This window comes from Allobosea sp. 117, assembly GCF_000702305.1.
In the GTDB taxonomy this organism is placed as follows: domain Bacteria; phylum Pseudomonadota; class Alphaproteobacteria; order Rhizobiales; family Xanthobacteraceae; genus Ancylobacter.
Genome location: NZ_JNLC01000010.1, coordinates 619,498 through 638,167 on the forward strand (window position 1 = coordinate 619,498; position 18,670 = coordinate 638,167).

General features: G+C 68.3%; 20 protein-coding genes. 7 read left to right on the forward strand and 13 right to left on the reverse strand.

What is annotated here, in order from left to right; translation table 11 throughout:
- Positions 1–140 precede the first annotated feature (140 nt).
- Positions 141–632, reverse strand: a complete 492-nt coding sequence (locus U742_RS0104935; RefSeq protein WP_029350633.1) for a Spy/CpxP family protein refolding chaperone — start codon at positions 630–632, stop codon at positions 141–143.
- Between the two features lie 24 nt (positions 633–656).
- Positions 657–1,043 (reverse strand): GCG_CRPN prefix-to-repeats domain-containing protein, encoded by a 387-nt coding sequence (locus U742_RS0104940; protein WP_248310260.1) that lies wholly within the window; start codon positions 1,041–1,043, stop codon positions 657–659.
- Between the two features lie 397 nt (positions 1,044–1,440).
- Between U742_RS0104940 and U742_RS0104945 the strand changes: the two genes are divergently transcribed.
- Together U742_RS0104945 and U742_RS0104950 are read left to right on the forward strand one after the other, a co-directional pair.
- A complete protein-coding gene (locus tag U742_RS0104945) occupies positions 1,441–1,953 on the forward strand; it encodes a GcrA family cell cycle regulator (RefSeq protein ID WP_029350637.1) in 513 nt (170 codons plus the stop codon).
- Positions 1,954–2,041: 88 nt separating this feature from the next.
- Positions 2,042–2,815, forward strand: coding sequence for a M48 family metallopeptidase (locus U742_RS0104950; protein ID WP_029350638.1), 774 nt, complete (start codon positions 2,042–2,044; stop codon positions 2,813–2,815).
- A gap of 16 nt (positions 2,816–2,831) precedes the next feature.
- Here U742_RS0104950 and U742_RS0104955 read toward each other — a convergent pair whose 3' ends face one another.
- The 6 genes from U742_RS0104955 to U742_RS0104980 form a co-directional block, all read right to left on the reverse strand.
- On the reverse strand, positions 2,832–4,973 hold the full coding sequence (locus U742_RS0104955; RefSeq protein WP_029350640.1) for a transglycosylase domain-containing protein: 2,142 nt from the start codon (positions 4,971–4,973) through the stop codon (positions 2,832–2,834).
- Positions 4,974–5,073: 100 nt separating this feature from the next.
- Positions 5,074–7,881 (reverse strand): [protein-PII] uridylyltransferase, encoded by a 2,808-nt coding sequence (locus tag U742_RS0104960; RefSeq protein ID WP_029350643.1) that lies wholly within the window; start codon positions 7,879–7,881, stop codon positions 5,074–5,076.
- 182 nt (positions 7,882–8,063) lie between these two features.
- Positions 8,064–8,663 (reverse strand): PRC-barrel domain-containing protein, encoded by a 600-nt coding sequence (locus U742_RS0104965; protein ID WP_248310261.1) that lies wholly within the window; start codon positions 8,661–8,663, stop codon positions 8,064–8,066.
- A gap of 90 nt (positions 8,664–8,753) precedes the next feature.
- A complete protein-coding gene (locus tag U742_RS0104970; protein WP_029350647.1) occupies positions 8,754–9,191 on the reverse strand; it encodes a hypothetical protein in 438 nt (145 codons plus the stop codon).
- Between the two features lie 155 nt (positions 9,192–9,346).
- Positions 9,347–10,660 carry an HWE histidine kinase domain-containing protein gene (locus U742_RS0104975; protein ID WP_248310262.1) on the reverse strand — a complete coding sequence of 438 codons (1,314 nt, stop codon included), beginning with the start codon at positions 10,658–10,660 and terminating at the stop codon, positions 9,347–9,349.
- A gap of 21 nt (positions 10,661–10,681) precedes the next feature.
- On the reverse strand, positions 10,682–11,485 hold the full coding sequence (locus U742_RS0104980) for a response regulator (RefSeq protein ID WP_029350651.1): 804 nt from the start codon (positions 11,483–11,485) through the stop codon (positions 10,682–10,684).
- 201 nt (positions 11,486–11,686) lie between these two features.
- Between U742_RS0104980 and U742_RS0104985 the strand changes: the two genes are divergently transcribed.
- On the forward strand, positions 11,687–11,947 hold the full coding sequence (locus tag U742_RS0104985; protein ID WP_029350653.1) for a NepR family anti-sigma factor: 261 nt from the start codon (positions 11,687–11,689) through the stop codon (positions 11,945–11,947).
- Complete coding sequence (locus U742_RS0104990) at positions 11,944–12,495, forward strand: sigma-70 family RNA polymerase sigma factor (RefSeq protein WP_029350655.1); 552 nt, start codon at positions 11,944–11,946, stop codon at positions 12,493–12,495. The genes U742_RS0104985 and U742_RS0104990 overlap by 4 nt, the downstream gene beginning before the upstream one ends.
- A 73-nt stretch (positions 12,496–12,568) precedes the next feature.
- Here U742_RS0104990 and U742_RS0104995 read toward each other — a convergent pair whose 3' ends face one another.
- From U742_RS0104995 to rmuC, 3 genes are all read right to left on the reverse strand, one after another.
- Positions 12,569–12,748 carry a DUF1328 domain-containing protein gene (locus U742_RS0104995; protein WP_029350657.1) on the reverse strand — a complete coding sequence of 60 codons (180 nt, stop codon included), beginning with the start codon at positions 12,746–12,748 and terminating at the stop codon, positions 12,569–12,571.
- A 100-nt stretch (positions 12,749–12,848) separates the two neighbouring features.
- Entirely contained in the window at positions 12,849–13,748 is a 900-nt protein-coding gene (locus U742_RS0105000; RefSeq protein ID WP_029350659.1) for a LysR family transcriptional regulator, read from the reverse strand.
- A 144-nt stretch (positions 13,749–13,892) separates the two neighbouring features.
- Positions 13,893–15,092 carry a DNA recombination protein RmuC gene (rmuC, locus tag U742_RS0105005; RefSeq protein WP_029350661.1) on the reverse strand — a complete coding sequence of 400 codons (1,200 nt, stop codon included), beginning with the start codon at positions 15,090–15,092 and terminating at the stop codon, positions 13,893–13,895.
- Between the two features lie 102 nt (positions 15,093–15,194).
- On the opposite strand from rmuC, the gene def reads away from it, so the two are divergent.
- Positions 15,195–15,722, forward strand: a complete 528-nt coding sequence (gene def / locus U742_RS0105010) for a peptide deformylase (RefSeq protein WP_029350663.1) — start codon at positions 15,195–15,197, stop codon at positions 15,720–15,722.
- Positions 15,723–15,758: 36 nt separating this feature from the next.
- Positions 15,759–16,676, forward strand: a complete 918-nt coding sequence (fmt, locus tag U742_RS0105015; protein ID WP_029350665.1) for a methionyl-tRNA formyltransferase — start codon at positions 15,759–15,761, stop codon at positions 16,674–16,676.
- Positions 16,677–16,705: 29 nt separating this feature from the next.
- On the opposite strand, the gene U742_RS0105020 is transcribed toward fmt, so the two are convergent.
- On the reverse strand, positions 16,706–17,347 hold the full coding sequence (locus U742_RS0105020) for a peroxiredoxin (protein WP_029350667.1): 642 nt from the start codon (positions 17,345–17,347) through the stop codon (positions 16,706–16,708).
- A 177-nt stretch (positions 17,348–17,524) separates the two neighbouring features.
- Here U742_RS0105020 and U742_RS0105030 point away from each other — a divergent pair, with 177 nt between their 5' ends.
- Entirely contained in the window at positions 17,525–17,782 is a 258-nt protein-coding gene (locus U742_RS0105030; RefSeq protein ID WP_029350669.1) for a glycine zipper domain-containing protein, read from the forward strand.
- Between the two features lie 51 nt (positions 17,783–17,833).
- On the opposite strand, the gene U742_RS0105035 is transcribed toward U742_RS0105030, so the two are convergent.
- Entirely contained in the window at positions 17,834–18,457 is a 624-nt protein-coding gene (locus U742_RS0105035) for a S24 family peptidase (protein ID WP_029350671.1), read from the reverse strand.
- Positions 18,458–18,670 lie beyond the last annotated feature (213 nt).

The following is an 18,670-nucleotide window of genomic DNA, read 5'->3' on the forward strand; positions in this document are numbered from 1 at the left end:
GTCCAAAATGAAACGTGCCGCCCCGGCCGGGGCGGCACTCGATGGTCCGAATTTTATAGAATCGGCTTCGCCGGTCAATATTGAACGACCGGCGCCCGTGCGCGCCCGCAGATGGCGGTCCGGCGCCGTCCGCGCCCGGCCTACTCCTGCTCGTCCTCGAAGATCCAGAGTTCGAGGGTCGGCTGCGGCTTGCCGGCGACGTCGGTCATGCCGAGGAAGCCCGGCACGCGCCGCTTCTGCTCGGGGTTCAGCGCCGCGACCAGCGGCCTGGCGGCCGCGATGACCGTCTTGAGGTCCTGCGCCCGCGCCGCTTCGGCGTCGGCGAGGCGTTCCAGCACGACGAGGAAATCGCTCGCCGGCTCGGCCTTGGCGCGATCGGCGGCGCGGGTGGCGGCGTTCTTCGCCGCCTGCCGGATGGCGGCCTCCACCGGGTCCCACAGCTCCGCCTGGTCCGGTGTGAGGCCGATCACCGTCTTCAGGGCGATCAGGCGGGCATCCAGTACCGCCTGCGCGTCCTCGGCGGTGTAGATGTCGACGACCGGCGGCGGCGCGGGCGGCGTGGTCTGCGCGCGCGCCGGAGCGGCCAGCAGGGTGGCGGCGAGGGCGGACAGAAGGACGAGACTGCGTGTCATGACGGGGCTCCGCTCGGTCCGCATTCAGGGCTGATATCCGCCGCCGGGCAGCGGGCCGACATAGGGGGTGTCGCGGCAATGGCCCCAGGGTCCGCGCCAGAAGCCGGGCGGGCAGCCATTGCCGTAATAGACGGGCGCGCCCGAAGGCACGGCATAGCCACCGCCGGGCAGCGGCCCGACATAGGGGGTGTCGCGGCAGCCGCCCCACGGCCCGCGCCAGGCGCCGGGTCCGCAGCCCTGGGCGACGGGGGTCGCGATTGCGCCGGGCTCCGGCAGCGCCGGCGCGATCGGTGCCGCGGATGCCGGCAGGGCGAGGAAAGACAGGAAGGCAGCGAGAACGGTGCCGGCCAACAGGCGGCCGGCGGGGACGCGGAGGACAAAGGGGGTAAGGGCCTGGGGATGCGGCTTCATCAGCTTCTCCATCGGGGCTCGGATGACGCGGCGCCATGGATGCATGCCGCACCTCGCCTGAACATGCCCCTAAGGGGTAAGAAGCCTCTTTCAGAGCCGTTCCAAAGCGCAGGCCGGGGATCGCCGCACGCGGGCGGCGATTCAAGCCATTGATCCGACTCGTCTCCGCCCGCAAGTGTTGCGCCGCGGACTCTCAATTGGGGAAAACAATCGTTTCGGGGCCGAAGCTACTGGGCGGGAGTCAACGCATATTGTAGCCTCCGGTTCGTCAGATACGACATCTCGTGCGGCGGACCTATTTCCCAAGTGGCGTCGACGGTGAGTTAACCGGACGGGCTCGCTCGGCCGGCGGGAGAGGGATTCTGCCCTCGGTCGATGAGCTCAAGGAGGCACAGCGATGAACTGGACGGACGAGCGCGTCGAGCTTCTCAAGAAACTCTGGGCGGAGGGGCTGTCGGCCAGTCAGATCGCGGCCGAGCTCGGCAACGTCACGCGCAACGCGGTGATCGGCAAGGTCCACCGCCTCGGCCTGTCGGGCCGCGCGAAGACGGTGACGAGCGCCGCCCCGCGCCCGCGCAAGCCGCGCCCCGCCACCGTGCAGCCGGCGCGTCCGCGCCCCATGGTCCACGGCAACACCGCGCTCGCCCCGGCCTATGCGCCGGTTCCCGAGCCCGAGCCGGAGGACCTGCCGGATCCGGTCGCCAACGTGATCCCGATGGCGGAACGCTGCACCATCCTCGACCTCACCGAGTTCACCTGCCGCTGGCCGGTGGGCGATCCCGGCAAGCCGGACTTCTTCTATTGCGGCAGCCGGACCAAGACGGGCCTGCCTTATTGCGCCTATCACGCGCGCATCGCCTATCAGCCGGTGCACGACCGCCGGCGCGACCGCCGCGCCGTGCGGATTTGACCGGCGCGGGGACGATCGGGGGCGCATAAGCCGCGCAAAGGTCATCGTCCGATGGCAAAGTGGGGCGATTCCCGTTGAGTCGCCCCTGATGCTGTTTCGCGCGCGCCGCCCCACGCCCATCGATATCGACGGTCCGCTCGGCACCGATCGTTTCGTGCTGCGCATCGACGAGCGCGACGTCGTGGTCGGCCTGCGCCGCAACCCGCGCGCGACGCGCTACACGCTGCGTGTGCGCACCGCCGAGCGCGACGTGATGCTCACCATGCCGCCGCGCGGCTCGGTGAGCGAGGCCCGCGCCTTCGCGCTGCGCTATACGGGCTGGATCGCGCAGCGGCTCTCCCGGCTGCCGGACATCGTCGTCTTCGTGCCCGGCGCGCTGGTCCCGCTGCGTGGCGAGCCGCACCGCATCGTGCATCGGCCGGCGAGCCGGGGCACGGTGTGGTCCGAGGCGGGTCCTGATGCCGAAAGGCTGCTCTGCGTCGCCGGCGGGGGCGAGCATGTGGCGCGCCGCATCGGCGACTTCCTGAGGCGCGAGGCCCGCCGCGACCTTCTGGAGGCCTCGCGCCGGCACGCCGCCGCCCTCGGCGTGAGCATCGCCCGCGTCACCCTGCGCGACACCGCGAGCCGCTGGGGCTCCTGCGCGGCGAACGGCGCCCTGTCCTATTCCTGGCGGCTGATCCTGGCGCCGCCCTTCGTGCTCGACTATCTGGCCGCGCATGAGGTGGCGCATCGCCGCGAGATGAACCACGGCCCGCGCTTCTGGCAGACCGTCGACCGGCTGTTCCCGGAGCGCGAGCGGGCCGAGCGGTGGCTCAAGGTGCACGGCGCCAGCCTGCACCGCTACGGCGCGAAGAGCGACTGACCGGCCGAGATCAGGCTCAACGGCGGCCGAACAGCTTGTCCATCAGCCAGTTGTCGAGCCCGGCGCCACCGCTGTTGCCACCATTGTCCCCGCCGACATCCCCCGGCGGGCGCATATAGCCCGGCCCGCTGGTGACCACCGGCTCTTCCGGCACCTCGCCCTGCGGCGCCACGCTCGGCGCATAGTCGCTGCCCGCCAGCGGGGAGACCGGCACCCCCTCATGGGCGGTGCGCATCACCCGGCTCCAGATCTCCACCGGCAGCCCGGAGCCGGAGGCCTTTTTGGTCGGCGAGGAATCGTCGTTTCCGAGCCAGACGCTGGTGACGAAGCGGCTCGTATAGCCGACGAACCAGGCGTCGCGATAATCCTGGCTGGTGCCGGTCTTGCCGGCCGCCGGCCAGCCCGGAAGGTCGGCGCGCTTCGCCGTGCCGGTGATCAGCGTTTCCTGCAGCATGCGGTTCATCATCGCCACATGGGGCGGGGCGACGACCTGGCCGCGGCTCGGCTCGGCGAAGGAGTAGAGCACCTTGCCGCGCGCGTCGCGAACCTGCTGGACGATGTGCGGCGTCACCCCGTAGCCGCCATTGGCGAAGGGCGCATAGGCGCTCGCCATCTCCAGCGCCGAGACCTCCGACGTGCCGAGCGCGATCGAGGGGTTCGGGTCGAGCTTGGAATGGATGCCGAGCCGCTGCGCGGTCTTGGCGACCTCCGCCGGCCCGACCTCCAGCGCGAGGCGCACCGCCACCGTGTTGAGCGAGAGCGACAGGGCGGTCGTCAGCGTCACCGGCCCACGATACTCCTTCGAGAAGTTCTCGGGCTTCCAGCCCTTCAGCTTGATAGGTGCGTCGTCCCGCACGCTGTCCGGGGTGAGGCCGCGTTCCAGCGCGGTGAGGTAGACGAACGGTTTGAAGGACGAGCCCGGCTGGCGGCGCGCGGTCACCGCGCGGTTGTACTGGCTCTCCTCATAGGAGCGCCCGCCGACCAGCGCGCGCACCGCGCCGTTGGTGTCCATCACCACCAGCGCGCCCTGCTGGATACCGAACTTCTGCCCGTTGCGCGCCAGCGTCTCGGACAGCGTCTTCTCGGCGACGCCCTGCAGCCTGGTGTCGAGGCTGGTCTGCACCGTCACGTCGCTTTCGATCGGGCCGATCAGCGTGTCGAGCTGGTCCATGATCCAGTCGGCCGCGTAGCCGGCGGAATCGGTCTGCTTCTTGGTGAGCGTGGCAGGTCGGGCGAGGGCGGTGGTCTTCATCTCGCCGCTGATGAAGCCGGCATCCTGCATCGCCGCGAGCACGATCTCGGCACGGTCCTGGGCACCCTTGAGGTTGCGGGTCGGGGCGAGGGCGGAGGGCGACTTCACGAGGCCGGCCAGTATCGCCGCCTCCGAGAGCGTCACCTGCCGGGCGGACTTGCCGAAATAGCGCTGCGCCGCCGCCTCCACGCCATAGGCGCCGGCGCCGAAATAGACCCGGTTCACGTAAAGCTCGAGGATCTGGTTCTTGGAGAACTTGGCCTCCAGCCAGATCGCCAGGATCAGCTCCTGGATCTTGCGCGAGAGCGTGCGGTCCTGGGTGAGGAACAGGTTCTTGGCGAGCTGCTGGGTCAGCGTCGAGCCGCCCTCGCGCAGCCGGCCCGAGGTGAGATTGACGAAGACGGCGCGGCCGAGGCCGATGAGATCGATGCCGAAATGCTCGTTGAAGCGCCGGTCCTCGATCGCGATGAAGGCCTGCGGCAGATAGGGCGGCATGGCGCGCAGCGGGATCGCCGCCCCGCGCATGTCGCCGCGCGTGGCGATCGTCTTGCCGTCCTCGCTCTGGATGATGACGGTCGGCGGGCGCTCGGGGATGGCCAGATTCTGGATCGGCGGGAGCTGCGTCGCCTCGTAGCCGATCAGCCCGATGACGCCGACGACCGCCCACAGCCCGAGCACGAAGCACCAATAGACCAGCCGCCCGAGCAGCGAGCGGCGCGGCGGCTTGCGCCGGGACGAGCCCGAGCGCCCGCGCGAGGTGGTTTTCGCGGCGCGGCCGGAAGATTTGGAGCCGGAGGAACGGGCATAGGTCGGCCGGTCGTCAGGCCCGAGACGCAGATCGGCCGCGGCGCCGGACATGCCGAACACCGGCTCGCGCCGCCCCTCGCCCTTGCCCCAAGCTGCCATTCGCCGAATACCCCACGCCGACGCGGTAAACGAACGCTAAATCGTGGCGTTTAAGGGGGCGTAAATGGACGGATTTGGGCACGGAAGGCGGTTCTTGATGCTAACCCGCCCGCGCCGCGTCCGCCTCGTCGTCGGCGTCGAGCACGTGCAGCAGGGCCCGGCGGATGGCGGAATGGCGCGCCGCGCCGACGATCTTCGCGCCCATCAGGTCGGTGACGTAGAACACGTCGACCGCCCGCTCGCCGAAGGTCGCGACATGCGCGGAAGCGATGTTGAGGTTGAGGCGCGAGAGGGTCTGGGTGAGGCCGTAGAGCAGGCCCGGCCGGTCGAGGCCGGAGACCTCGATCACCGTATGCCGGTTCGACCAGGCATTGTTCAGCGTCACCTCGGACTCGACCGAGAAGGCGCGCGGGCGCTTCGGCACCTTGCGGGCGACCACTTCCGGCAGCTTGATCTCGCCGGAGAGCGACTTCTCGATCGCCCCGGAGATGCGGTCGGCCCGGCGCAGCTCGTCGGAATCCTGTTCGAAGGCGCGGGTGAGCGCGATGGTGTCGAGCGCCCAGCCGTCGGTGGTCGTGCTGATCTGCGCGTCGACGATATTGGCGCCGGCGGCCGCGCAGGAGCCGGCGATCACCGCCAGCAGCTTGGGATGGTCCGGCGCCAGCACGGTGAGCTCGGTGGCGCCGCGGGTGACGTCGGTGCGGCTCGCGGTGGCCAGCGCCCGGCCCTGCGCTTCCGCCTCGGCGATGAAGCGGGCATGTTCCAGCTTGTGGGCAAGGTCCACCCTCAGCCAGTAGGCCGGGTAGTGGCGCGCCATGTAGCGCTCGATCGCCTCGCCGCTCCATTCGGGGAGCGCGGCGCGGAACTCGGCCTGCGCCCGGGCGACGCGCTGCGCCCGGTTGCTCTCCGAGAAGCCGCCGGTGATCACCGGCTCGGTCTCGTGATAGAGCGTGCGCAGGAGTTGCGACTTCCAGTTGTTCCACACGCCCGGCCCCACCGCCCGGATGTCGGCGGTGGTGAGGATGAGCAGCAGCTTCATCCGCTCCAGGTTCTGCACCACCGCGGCGAAGTTCTCGATGGTCTTGCGGTCCGACAGGTCGCGCGACTGGGCGACGCTCGACATCGTCAGATGCTGCTCGATCAGCCATGCCACCGTGTCGGTGTCGGCCGCCGACAGGCCGAAGCGGGGGCACAGCTTGCGGGCGACGCGGGCGCCGGCGATCGAGTGGTCCTCCGGGCGTCCCTTGGCGATGTCGTGCAGGAATACCGCCACATAGAGCACCTGCCGGTTCTTGATCTGGCCGATCAGCTCGTTGGCGAGGCCGAGGTCGGCGCGCTGTCCCCGCTCGATCTCCGACAGCGCGCCGATCGAGCGGATCAGATGCTCGTCGACGGTGTAGGAGTGGTACATGTTGAACTGCATCATCGCCACGACATGCCCGAATTCGGGCACGAAGCGGCCGAGTACGCCGGCCTCGTTCATGTGGCGCAGCACGATGTCGGGCGTGCGCTTGGAGCACAGCATCTCGAGGAAGAGCCGGTTGGCCTCGGCGTCCTCGCGGACCCGCTGATCGATCAGCTTGAGCGAGCGTCGCGCCAGCCGCACCGCGTCAGGGTGCAGCGCCAGATCGTGCCGGTCGGCCAGATGGAACAGCCGGATGAGGTTCACCGGATCGCGGCCGAAGGCGCTGGAATCGGCGACGTTGAGCCGGTCGTGGTCGACGACGAAGTCCGGGCTTTCCTTCAGCGTGCGGCGCGGCGAGCGGCGCAGCCGCGCCATCATGCGGTTGAGCCGCGGCACCGGCTTCTCGTTGCGCTCCTCCAGCGCCGCCGAGACGATGGCGGTGAGGTCCCCGACATCCTTGGCGACAAGGAAGTAGTGCTTCATGAAGCGCTCGACATCCTTGAGGCCCGGATGCTCGGTGTAGCCGAGGCGCTCGGCCATCTCGCGCTGGAGATCGAAGGAAAGCCGCTCCTCGGCCTTGCCGGCGAGGAAATGCAGATGGCAGCGCACCGACCAGAGAAAATCCTCGCAGCGCTGGAAGACGACGGCTTCCTCGGCGGTGAACACGCCCGCGGCGATGAGCTGGCGGGTGTCGTGGACGCGATAGACATATTTCGCGATCCAGAACAGCGTGTGCAGATCGCGCAGGCCGCCCTTGCCGTCCTTGACGTTCGGTTCGACGAGATAACGCGACTGGCCGGCGCGCTTGAGGCGCTCCTCGCGTTCGGCGAGCTTGGCGGCGACGAATTCGGCGGCGGTACCCTCGACGACGTCGCGCTCGAACCGCACCGTCATTTCGTCGAACAGCGCGCGTTCCCCGACGATCAGCCGCGCCTCGAGCAGCGCGGTGCGGATCGTCATGTCCCCGCGGGCCTGCCGGATGCACTCGTCGACCGAGCGCGTGGCGTGACCGACCTTGAGGCCCATGTCCCACAGCACATAGAGGATGGCCTCGGCGACGCTCTCGCCCCAGGCGGTCTGCTTGTAGGGCAGTAGGAACAGGATGTCCGTGTCGGAGCCCGGCGCCATCAGGCCGCGGCCATAGCCGCCCACCGCGACGATCGCCATATGCTCGGCGGTCGAGGGATTGTCGGTCGGATAGAGAAGGGTCACCACGAGTTCGTGGATGACGGAGATGATCTCGTCCTGGAGGCGCGAGAGCCGCTCGGCGCAGCGGCGCCCGGAGCCGTCCTCCATGAGCCAGCGCTGCGCCGTCGCATGGCCTTCCGCATGGGCCTGCTTGAGACGCTTGGCGAGCGCCGTGCGTATGGCCGCTTCGCCCCCGGCGGTCGGGTCCGAGCGCAATGCGCGCACCAGCGTCGTGAGTTCGCCGCGCACGGCATCGATGTCGAACAGTTCCCGGAAGGGGAATTCGGAACGGCGGCGACGGCGAATCTCGTTCATGGGGCGGTCCGGCTCACAAGCTTCTCGCTTTAGCCGATCACGCGCCGCGCGTCATCGTGCGGCGCGCTCCTTCGAGCATCGAAGCGGCGCCGGAAACGAAACATGCCCGGCGCGAGGCCGGGCATGTTCCTGAGGGAGAAGGGGGCGGACGCCCATTCGTTCGCTTCTGCCTCGGAAGCGGGCTACTGCGTCTTCGCCGCCCCGGTCGTCGCGTCGGTCGCCGTGCGCGTGTCCGCCAGCGACTTGAATTCCGGCGCCTGGTTGAGATCTTCCTTCGTCATGGCGACGACGATCTTCGGTTCGCCGTCCGTCGGCGCGAGCGTGAGGGAGTCGAACGACACCGCCACCGGCTTGGCGCCGATGCCGAGGAAGCCGCCGACGTCGATCACCGCGGCGATCACGCGGCCGTCCTTTTCCATCACCACATCGCTGATCTCGCCCAGCGACTCGTCATTCGCCGTCACCACGTCGGTGCCGATCAGATCGCTGCCGAGCCACTGATCCGCACCCTGCGCGCTGACGAATTTCGGCGTCGCGGGCACGGTCGTGGTGGCCGCGTTGCCGGGCGCGGACGGCATCTTTTCCGCCGGCATGTTGGGCGCGGTGGTGTCCGGCGTCGCCGGGTCGGTGGCGGCCGGAGGCGTGGTCGGGGCCGGCGTCGGGCTCTGCGCAAGCGCCAGTGTCGGGCTGAGGGACAGAGCGGCGAGTGCCGTGAGCGTCACGAATTTATTGGTCATCACAAATCTCCCGGTGGAAGTTCTGGATAAATTCCGCAGCGTCACCGCTGTCTGCGGTAAGAACTCGCACCGGAAAGCATTGTTCCAATAATTTGATCAGCGCGCCGATACTGAGGTGGTAGTGCTATATCGAGCCTAATCTTGAATCATCGAAGAATCTGCTACGCAGATCGCGAACATCTCGCTGGAACGGCCGGACGTTACACCGCCGATGGAGGAGAGGCAGCCGCGCGGCATCACGTTTCCCGTGCTCGGCGCGCGCCGGCTCATGTCGTTGCCCTTGGCGGCGATCGTCGTCTCGGCATCGCTGCGAACATCCGCGAGCTGGGAGGCCCCCTCGCGACCCTTGAGCGTCAGGCGATCACCCTTCGCGGAGCGGTCCACCGGCGTGACGGTGATGCGCGGCGCCGCCGATGCGGGCGGTGCCGGAGCGGCTGTCGCAATCGGAGCTGGAAGGTCGATCGGGCGGCTGATGGCCAGCGTGCCGGTGAAGCCGATCAGCAGCGCGCAGGCGGCCGAGCCACAGACCATGCGCCGCGAGAACGGATATTTGGAACGGAGCACGCGCACCATGGTCAGTCTCCACGAGCTGCCGCACAGACGCCCGCGCCCCGGCGCCGGCGATCTCATCGCGGACGTTGACTGAAAGCTGCTCGGCTACCCCGGTAGCGGGAAGCGACAGCCGTAAACGTTCCGGCAGGAATTTGGTTCCGGAGGTTCGCCGCGCCTCAGCGGTTGGCGGTCAGGTGCTGCTCGGACATCTGGATGTGGCAGATCACGCCGTCCGGCGCGAAATCGAGCGAGACGTTGCCGTCGAGGGTGCGCGAGAGGTTGCGTTCGATGACGAGCGAGCCGAAGCCGCGCGCGTTCGGCTCCTCGACCCGCGGACCGCCGGCTTCCTGCCAGGTCAGCTCGATGCCCCCGCCGTCGGCCGCCAGCCGGCGCTTCCAGGCGATGTCGACATGGCCGCTGGGAACCGACAGGGCGCCGTATTTGGCGGCGTTGGTCGAAAGCTCGTGGAGCGCGAGCCCCAGATTCTGCGCGGCATCGGGCTTCAGCAGGATATCCGGCCCGGCGATGCTGACCTGGCTGTTCTCGCGGTCGAGATGGTGGCCGAGCTGCGAGCGCACGAGCTCGCCGAGCGAGGCGCCGTGCCAGCTCTCCTGGACCAGCAGGTCGTGCGAGCGCGCCAGCGCCTGCAGGCGCGCATTGAACTGCTCGACGAAATCGTCGGTCGTGCCCGCGTGGCGCGCGGTCTGGCGGGCCATGGCCTGGATGACCGCGAGCAGGTTCTTCGAGCGGTGGGTGAGCTCGCGCATCAGCAGGCGCAGATGTCGCTCGTTCTCCTTGCGCTCGGTGACGTCGACGGCGGCGCCGGTGAGGCCGACCGTATTGCCCGAGAGGTCGCGCAAGGGTTCGATGTGCAGGTCGTACCAGCGCGGCTCGCCGTCTTCGAGCACTTCCACCTCGCCCTTGCGGGTCTCGCTCGCCTCCAGCGCGGCACGCTTGAGCGCCTCGACCTGCGGCCACTGGTCCGCGCCCAGAAGCTGCCGGTCGCTGGAGCCGAGAACCTTGTCGATGGGAATGCCGAACAACGGCTTGCTGACCGAAGTGTAGCGCAGGTCCGGGTCCTGCGAGAAGATCGCGACATTGGAGCCGCGCAGCGCCATCTCGTAGCGCTGCAGGACGGTGGCCAGCTCCAGCGTCAGGCGCCGCTGCTCGCTGGCCACGTGGCCGGGCGAGGGCAGTTTCAGCAGCCAGTCGAAATTGTACCAGAGCACCACCGCGCCGCAGAGCGTGAGCGCGCTCACCGCGAGGCGCACGATCGACTGCAGCCATGACAGCCGACTGCCCGCCGGGTCGAGGATCACGAGGATCGACAGGATGCCTACCGCCATGACCAGCCCCGCCAGCAGCAGGGCGAGCCGGGAAGAGCGCCGGGACAGGTCCTTGCGCACATAGAGGAAGCGCACCAGGCCGAGGACGATCGCCAGCGAGGCGATTCCCGTAGCGAGGCGGGCCGCGTCATCCAGGCTGATCATGGCAGCGGGCATAGGTGCTGATCAGGCGGTCTTGCGCTGCTCCCGCGGCCGTGCCTTGCGCTCGAAGAATAGTGCCTGGCTGATGACCGCCGCCACTGTCGAAGGCTGGAAGGGCTTGGCGATGAGGAAGGCCGGCTCGGGGCGGACACCGGTCAGGAAGCGCTCAGGATAGGCGGTGATGAAGATGACGGGAAGCTCGATGCTTTCGATCAGCTCGTTCACGGCCTCGAGGCCGGAGCTGCCGTCGGCGAGCTGGATATCGGCGAGGACGAGGCCCGGCGTCTTGCTCTGCGCGAGGGCGATGGCCTCGTTGTGCGTGCGGGCGATGCCCGTCACGCGATGGCCGAGGCTCTCGACCAGCCCCTCCAGATCGAGCGCGATGAAGGGCTCGTCCTCGATGATCAGCACGTCGGTGGCGATCTCGTCGGCGAGCTCGCGGCCGGCCTGCTCGACCAGAGTGCGCAGGCGCTCGACATCCATGTCGAGGATGGTCGCGGCGTCGTCCTCTTCGAAGCCCTCGAGCGAAACCAGAAGGAACGCCTGCCGCGCCAGCGGCGTTATGTGGCCGAGTCTCTGTTCACCGCGCACGGCAACGGCACCGGGGTCCGTGTCGTTGTTGATGGAGACCGAGTTCCAGAGCTGTGTCAGCAGCTTGTACAGGGCCACGCGCGGTTCCACGTCGCGCGGCAACGCGGTCGGATCCTGGATCAGCGTCTCGAGAAGGGCGGCGACATAGGAATCGCCGGCGGACTGAGTGCCGCACAGGGCGCGGGCATAGCGACGAAGAAAGGGCAGATGCTGCGCAACGAGTTGCGATGTATTCACAGACGACTCCCCAATCTGCACATGAGCATGGGGCCTTAACGCAGGCGGGCACGACCGGGTTCCATCCAGATACCGGAAAAAACTTCGATAGTGTTCCCTTCGATTGGAACCGTTTGCCGATGAGGCGGTTAGTGTTCGCACCCGGCGATACGCGCGATGAGGCGGCGAGCGCTTGGAGGCTCGATGTCAGGAAGAAGACGAATGGAAGACGATCAGGCAGAAGCGGGGTCGGCGAGCACCGGCAACGAGGGCGGGGCCGCTGGGTCTGTCGTGCGGCCGCTTGGTCGCTCGGGATCGACGCTGGGCCGGGATGTGCAGACACGGATCGGACAGCATCTCCGTGCTATGTATGACGACGTCGTCCGGCAGGGCGTGCCGGACCGTTTCATGACGTTGCTCGCGCGGCTCGACGAGCGCGAAGAGGACGGCGGTGAAATCCGTGACAAGGGAATGGGCGGGTGAGCAAGGTCGATCCCAGCCTGCGCGACGAGATCATTGCCGCAATCCCGAATCTGCGGGCCTTTGCCATATCCTTAAGCGGCAGCGTGGATCGGGCGGATGATCTCGTGCAGGAGACGCTGCTGCGGGCATTCGCCAACATTGCGAGCTTCCGGCCGGGCACAAATCTCTCGGCGTGGCTGTTCACCATCCTGCGCAACCTGTTCCGCTCGGAATACCGCAAGCGCCGCCGCGAGGTGCCGGATTCCGACGGCCTCTTCGCTGCGACGCTGGCGACCAATCCCGACCAGACGACGCATCTCGACTTCGAGGATTTTCGCGCCGCGCTCGACCGGCTGCCGGCCGACCAGCGCGAGGCCCTCGTGCTCGTCGGCGCCTCCGGCTTCTCCTATGAGGAGACGGCCGAAATCTGCAATTGCGCGGTCGGCACGATCAAGAGCCGTGTGAACCGGGCGCGGCGCCGGCTCGGTGAGATGCTGGCGATCGAGACGGCCGAGGATTTCGGGCCGGACCAGCCGACCCGCGCCGCGCTGGGCGCCGGCCACACTTAAGCGTTCACCGAAGCGCGCCGAAATCAAAGGAAACGCCCCCGCGAGGGGGCGTTCTCGTTGTTGGCCGGCGTCGTCAGGGTGCGCCGCTCGATCGGCCGCGCAAGAGGCCCATGACGGCCGAGATGACGAACAGGATGATCGCGACGAAGAAGATGATCTTGGCGATCTCCATCGCCGTCCCCGCGATGCCGCCGAAACCGAGCACGGCGGCGATCAGCGCGACGACGAGAAAGGTGAGAGCCCAGTTGAGCATTTGCATGTCCTCCGTTTCGGCGGCGATGCCGCGCCCGGTGGACCAACGGTCGAGGACGAGGACAGGTTCCTTCCGGCGTTGCGGCTTTGCGCGCCGGCCTTCAGAATCGCCGGCTGAGCTCCGGCCCGAGCAGCCGCGCCTCGGCGACGAGCGCCGCCGTGATCGGCGTCATCGGCTCGCGATCCAGGACGACGAGGCCGATCTGGTGCAGCACTTCCGGCTCGACGATGGGAATCGAGCGGATGGTGCCCGGAAAGGCGAAGATGTCGGCCAGCGTCGTCGGCACCACGCTGGCCCATTGCCCGGTACGCACATGGGCGAGCAGAGCGATGGTCGAGTTGGATTCGAGCCGCGGCGAGACCGTGAGGCCCGTCGCCTGCAACTGACGGTCCACGATGCGCCGGTTCTGCATGTCGGGCGTCAGCAGGCACAGCGGCACCTCGCCGATCTCCGCCCAGGTCACGCTCTGCCGGTCGCCGAACGGCGCGCCGACCGAGGTGAGGAAGCGGTAACCCTCGCGGTAGAGCGGAACCGCCTTGACCTTTCCGAGGGGGTCATTGTCGAGATAGGTGACGCCGGCATCGATCTCGAGATTCTCGATCAGCCGCATCACCTCGTTCGACGTCGCCGAGGTGAGGGTGAAGCGCACATCGGCATGCTTCTGGCGGAACGGCGTCGTGATCTCGGACAGCATCGGCATGGCGGTCGGGATCGCCGCGATGCGCACATGGCCCGAGAGGCCGCGCCGGAGCGAAGCGATCTCCTGCCGCATGGCCCGCGCATCGCCGACGATGCGCCGCGCCCATTGCAGCGCCCGCTCACCCTCCGGCGTGAAGCCGATGAAGCGCGAGCCGCGTTCGACGAGACGCACGCCGAGCGTCTCCTCGAGCTGCTTCAACCCCGCGGAAAGAGTCGGCTGCGTCACGCCGCAGGCCTCGGCCGCGCGGCCGAAATGGCGTTCCTTGGCGAGCGCCAGCAGAAGTTCGAAACGGTCGAGCACGCAGACGCTTCCCGGCGCTTGTGACAATTAGGCTTTCTACCAGAAAGCGTTTTCCGCGATCGATTGCAATGATCGAAATTCCGGATCGTCTGATCGGAAAGCGGATATCGGGCACCGCGGCACCATCTGCGATGGGCAGCGGCGCTATTCCGCGGCGCCCCGCTCCAGTCCGAACGGAAAGCGCGGCGCGGCCTCGCTTTCGGCGGGGCCCGCCGGTGGCGTTCCGTCGAACTCGAGCGCGTCGATGCGGGCACCGCGCCGGGCGATCTTGTCGGCCGATATCAGCGCCTGTGCGACATCGTCGCCCACCTGCGCGAAATGCTTCTGCAGATTGCCGACGCGCTCGCGCAGCCGCACGACATCGGCGACCAGCGCGCCGCATTCGGCGCGGATCAGGTCGGCCTGCTCGCGCATGCGCGCATCCTTGACGATCGCCTGCACAACCTGGATCGCCAGCATCAGCAATGAAGGCGAGACCAGGATCACGCGGGCGCGGAAGGCGCGCTGGATGACGTCGTCGAAATGCTCGTGCAGCTCCGCATAGACCGACTCGGAGGGCACGAACATCAGCGCCACGTCCTGCGTCCGGCCGGCCACCAGATAGCGCTCGGCGATGTCGCCTATGTGCTTGCCGACATCCTGCTTAAGCCGCGCTTCGGCCTGCTTGCGCGCCTCGGCACTCGCCGACTCGCGGAAGGCGGTGACGGCCTCCAGTGGAAACTTGGAATCGACCAGCAGCGGCCGGTGGTCGCCGGGCAGGAAGATCGCGCAGTCCGCGCGCCGCCCGTTCTCCAGCGTGTGCTGGAAGGCGAAGCTGTCGCGCGGCAATCCGTCGGCGATGATCGCCTGCAGCCGGCCCTCGCCGAAGGCGCCCCGCGCCTGCTTGTTGGCGAGCGTCTCGCGCAGGCTCAGCACCTGCCCCGACAGCTCGCCGAGGCTGGCGCGCGCCTGATCGACCAGCGCGAGGCGCTCATTCAGCTTGGCGAGGTTCTCGTGCGTCGCCTCGCTGGCGCGGGCGAGGCTCTCGCCCATGCGGTGCGTCGAGGCGTCGAGCCGCTCGGCGACCGCCCGGGCGAGCTCGCCCTGCCGCTGCGCCAGCACCTCGGCCATGGACTGCACGCGGCCCGTCGTCTCCGACTGCACGCGTGCCAGATGCACCAGCCGTTCTTCGAGGTCGCGGGCGCGGCGGGCCTGTTCCTCCGCCTCCGCGGCCCGCTCGCGGGCGCCGCGCGAGACCGCCGACAGCAGCACCACGAGCAGCAGGATCACCAGCCCGGCGCCGGCGACGGCGAGGTGCAGGACGGTGACGGGCTGACCCCCGAGAATGAAGACGGCGTGCTCCATGCCGGAACTCTTAGCCTGATTCAGACATCGAGACGAACGAAAAGTGAACATCGCGATATTGGCGACGTTGACCCGCGCGCGGGGCTCGCTTATCTCGCAGGCATGTCCACGCGCCCGCTCGTCATTATCCCCGATTCGCGTCTGCGCCTCGTTTCCGATCCGGTCGGCCGGATCGACGCGAAGACGCGCGCGCTGGTCGAGGACATGTTCGAGACCATGTACGACGCCCCCGGCATCGGCCTCGCCGCGATCCAGATCGGCGTGCCCGAGCGCGTGGTGACCATCGATACCGCCCGCGAGGGCGAGGAGAAGCACCCGCTCGCGCTGATCAACCCGGAGATCGTCTCGGCCTCCGAGGAAATCTCCGTCTATCAGGAGGGCTGCCTCTCCATCCCCGAATATTACGAGGATGTGGAACGGCCGGCGCGGGTGCGCGTGCGCTATCTCGATCTCAACGGCGAGCCGCAGGAGATCGATGCCGACGGCCTGCTCGCCACCTGCGTGCAGCACGAGATCGACCATCTCAACGGCGTGCTCTTCATCGACCACATCTCCAAGCTCAAGCGCGACCGCGTGGTGAAGAAGTTCACCAAGGCGCTGCGCGAGAAGGAGCGCGACGGCAAGGCCTGACGCCGCCGCCGGGACGCCCAGCCGCCGAGAGGCCCTATGCGCATCGTCTTCATGGGCACGCCGGATTTCGCGGTGCCGACGCTGGCCGAGATCGTCGGGCGCGGCCACGAGGTCGTGGCCGTCTATACGCGCGCACCGGCGCCGGGCGGGCGGCGCGGCCTCGATCTGGTGCCCTCGCCCGTGCATCGCGCGGCTGAGCGCTTCGGCCTTGCCGTGCACCACCCGAAGACGCTGCGCAGCGAGGAGGCGGCCGCCCTCTTCGCCGGCCACGAGGCGGATGTCGCCGTGGTCGTCGCCTATGGCCTGATCCTGCCGCCGGTGATCCTTGCCGCGCCGCGGCTCGGTTGCCTCAATCTCCATGCCTCGCTGCTGCCGCGCTGGCGTGGCGCGGCGCCGATCCAGCGCGCCGTCATGGCCGGCGATGCCGAGAGCGGCGTCGCGGTGATGCAGATGGAGCAGGGGCTCGACACCGGCCCCGTCGGTCTCGTCGAGCGCGTGGCGATCGGGCCGGACATGACCGCCGGCGAGCTGCACGACCGGCTGATGGTGATCGGCGCCGATCTGATGGGGCGGGCGCTTTCGGCGCTGGAGCGCGGCGGCCTCGTCTTCACGCCGCAGCCGGCGGAGGGCGTCGTCTACGCCGCCAAGATCGACAAGACGGAGACTCGCATCGACTGGAGCCTGCCGGCCGCCGAGGTGCACGACCGCATACGCGGGCTTTCGCCTTTCCCCGGCGCCTGGTTCGAGCTCGACGGCGTGCGCGTGAAGGTGCTGCGCACCACCCGTGCCGAAGGCGCCGGCGCGCCGGGCGAGGTGCTGGACGATGCGCTGACCATCGCCTGCGGCACCGGCGCGGTTCGTCTGATCGAGGTTCAGCGGGCCGGTGCCAAGGCGATGGCGGCGGCCGAGTTCCTGCGCGGTAACGCGCTGGAAGCGGGCACCCGGCTCGCCTGAGCCGGCCGGGCGCCCCTTTTTTCGGTCCGTTACTTCGTCACGCCCGGCTGCGGGACGACGCGCAGATAGGGCTTCAGCGTCGTCCAGCCCTCCGGGAACTTCTCCTTCGCCGCCTCGTCGCTGACCGAGGGGACGATGATCACGTCCTCGCCCTGCGTCCAGTTCGCCGGGGTGGCGACGGAATGCTTGGCGGTGAGCTGCAGCGAGTCGATCACCCGCAGGATTTCGTCGAAGTTGCGCCCGGTGCTGGCCGGGTAGGTGAGCGATAGCTTCAGCTTCTTGTCCGGCCCGACGATGAACACCGAACGCACCGTCATGGTGTCGGAGGCGTTCGGGTGCACCATGTCGTAGAGGTCGGAGACGGTGCGGTCCTGGTCGGCGATCAGCGGGAAGTTCGGTGCGTAGCCCTGCGTCTCCGCGATGTCGGCCGACCATTTCGCGTGCGCGTCGAGCGGGTCGACCGAGAGGCCGATGACCTTGACGTTGCGCCGGTCGAATTCCGGCTTGAGCCGGGCGACCTGGCCGAGCTCGGTGGTGCAGACCGGAGTGAAGTTCTTCGGGTGGGAGAACAGCACGCCCCAAGAAGAGCCGAGCCATTCATGGAACTTGATCGGGCCTTCGGTCGTCTGGGCCTCGAAATCGGGCACGACATCGCCAAGACGGATAGCCATCGGAGTTCTCCGGTTTTTATCAACATCAAATTGATGTTATATATATCATAATACGCATTTTATTCCGTAGGAAGTGCGACGGACGGGCTCGCTGACCGGACGGAACCGGCGCAGGCCTCGGACGTTGTGCCGGCACGGCCGGAGGTTCCTCCGCGTCGCCCAACGGAGGAGAGACCGATGCTCAAGATCGTCGCCATTTCGGCAGTGGCCCTCAGCCTTGCGGCATGCACCACCACCGAGCGCCGGGCGGGCGCCGGAGCGCTGATCGGCGGCGGCACCGGTGCCGTCATTGGCGGCATCGCCGGGGGCGGCAGCGGTGCCGCCGTAGGCGCCGCCGTGGGCGCGGGCACCGGCGCGGTGATCGGCGCGGCGACTTCGCCGCGCGAATGCTACGCGCGCGACGCCTATGGCCGCACGGTCATCGTCCGCTGCTGATCCCGAAAACAGAAGAGGAGAGGGAAGGGCGGCCCGTCCGGGCCGCCTTTTTCATTGGCTCGCCCACAGGATGCGGGCGATAAAGGCGATCTCCGTCTGCTGCAGCGAGCGGTCGGGATGATCGGGGTTGAGCGAGCGCAGCTCGACCGTCTTGGCGGTGCGCCGCTTCAGCTCCTTGGCCAGCACCTCGCCCTCGCGGGTCTTCACGATGACGCGGTCGCCGCGGCGGATCGGCGCGGCGGGCGAGACCACCACCACGTCGCCGTCGCGATAGAGCGGCAGCATCGAATCCCCGGATATCTCCAGCGCATAGGCATGCCCGTCGGCAACATTGGGGAAGTCGATCTCCTCCCAGGAGCCGCCGACCGGGAAGCCGGCATCGTCGAAATAGCCGCCCCCGCCGGCCTGGGCGAGGCCGATGAGCGGGATATGGCCGCTCGGCCGCGTGCCTTCGACCAGATGCATGAAATCGTCGAGATTGGCGCCGGTCGCCGCCAGGATCTTCGCGACGCTCTCGGTCGAGGGCCAGCGCGCCCGCCCGTCCGACGTCACGCGCTTGGAGCGGTTGAAGGTAGTGGCGTCGAGCCCCGCGCGCTTGGCGAGCCCGGACGGGCTGAGGCCGTGGCGCTCGGCCAGTTGATCGATCGCCTTCCAGATCTGCGTGTGCGTCAGCATGGCGATTGGGATGGTGTGAATCAGAATTTTATCTGATAATAGGAATTATAACCTAAATCTTGTGCTGTCCAGCCCCTTATGCGCCAGTATCTTGCGCCGGAGGAAGGCGCCCCTTTAGAGCCCTTTCCGTTCGGATGGAAAAATCCGAACGACAAGAAAGTGCTCTCGAATTCAATATGCTGGAGCATTTCCTCTTCGATCAGATGATTCCAT

Coding starts and splice junctions, on each gene's coding strand:
- U742_RS0104935 (WP_029350633.1), bottom strand. CDS start 632: ATGACACGCAGTCTCGTCCTTCTGTCCGCCCTCGCCGCCACCCTGCTG.
- U742_RS0104940 (WP_248310260.1), bottom strand. CDS start 1,043: ATGAAGCCGCATCCCCAGGCCCTTACCCCCTTTGTCCTCCGCGTCCCC.
- U742_RS0104945 (WP_029350637.1), top strand. CDS start 1,441: ATGAACTGGACGGACGAGCGCGTCGAGCTTCTCAAGAAACTCTGGGCG.
- U742_RS0104950 (WP_029350638.1), top strand. CDS start 2,042: ATGCTGTTTCGCGCGCGCCGCCCCACGCCCATCGATATCGACGGTCCG.
- U742_RS0104955 (WP_029350640.1), bottom strand. CDS start 4,973: ATGGCAGCTTGGGGCAAGGGCGAGGGGCGGCGCGAGCCGGTGTTCGGC.
- U742_RS0104960 (WP_029350643.1), bottom strand. CDS start 7,881: ATGAACGAGATTCGCCGTCGCCGCCGTTCCGAATTCCCCTTCCGGGAA.
- U742_RS0104970 (WP_029350647.1), bottom strand. CDS start 9,191: ATGGTGCGCGTGCTCCGTTCCAAATATCCGTTCTCGCGGCGCATGGTC.
- U742_RS0104975 (WP_248310262.1), bottom strand. CDS start 10,660: ATGATCAGCCTGGATGACGCGGCCCGCCTCGCTACGGGAATCGCCTCG.
- U742_RS0104985 (WP_029350653.1), top strand. CDS start 11,687: ATGGAAGACGATCAGGCAGAAGCGGGGTCGGCGAGCACCGGCAACGAG.
- U742_RS0104995 (WP_029350657.1), bottom strand. CDS start 12,748: ATGCTCAACTGGGCTCTCACCTTTCTCGTCGTCGCGCTGATCGCCGCC.
- rmuC (WP_029350661.1), bottom strand. CDS start 15,092: ATGGAGCACGCCGTCTTCATTCTCGGGGGTCAGCCCGTCACCGTCCTG.
- def (WP_029350663.1), top strand. CDS start 15,195: ATGTCCACGCGCCCGCTCGTCATTATCCCCGATTCGCGTCTGCGCCTC.
- fmt (WP_029350665.1), top strand. CDS start 15,759: ATGCGCATCGTCTTCATGGGCACGCCGGATTTCGCGGTGCCGACGCTG.
- U742_RS0105020 (WP_029350667.1), bottom strand. CDS start 17,347: ATGGCTATCCGTCTTGGCGATGTCGTGCCCGATTTCGAGGCCCAGACG.
- U742_RS0105030 (WP_029350669.1), top strand. CDS start 17,525: ATGCTCAAGATCGTCGCCATTTCGGCAGTGGCCCTCAGCCTTGCGGCA.
- U742_RS0105035 (WP_029350671.1), bottom strand. CDS start 18,457: ATGCTGACGCACACGCAGATCTGGAAGGCGATCGATCAACTGGCCGAG.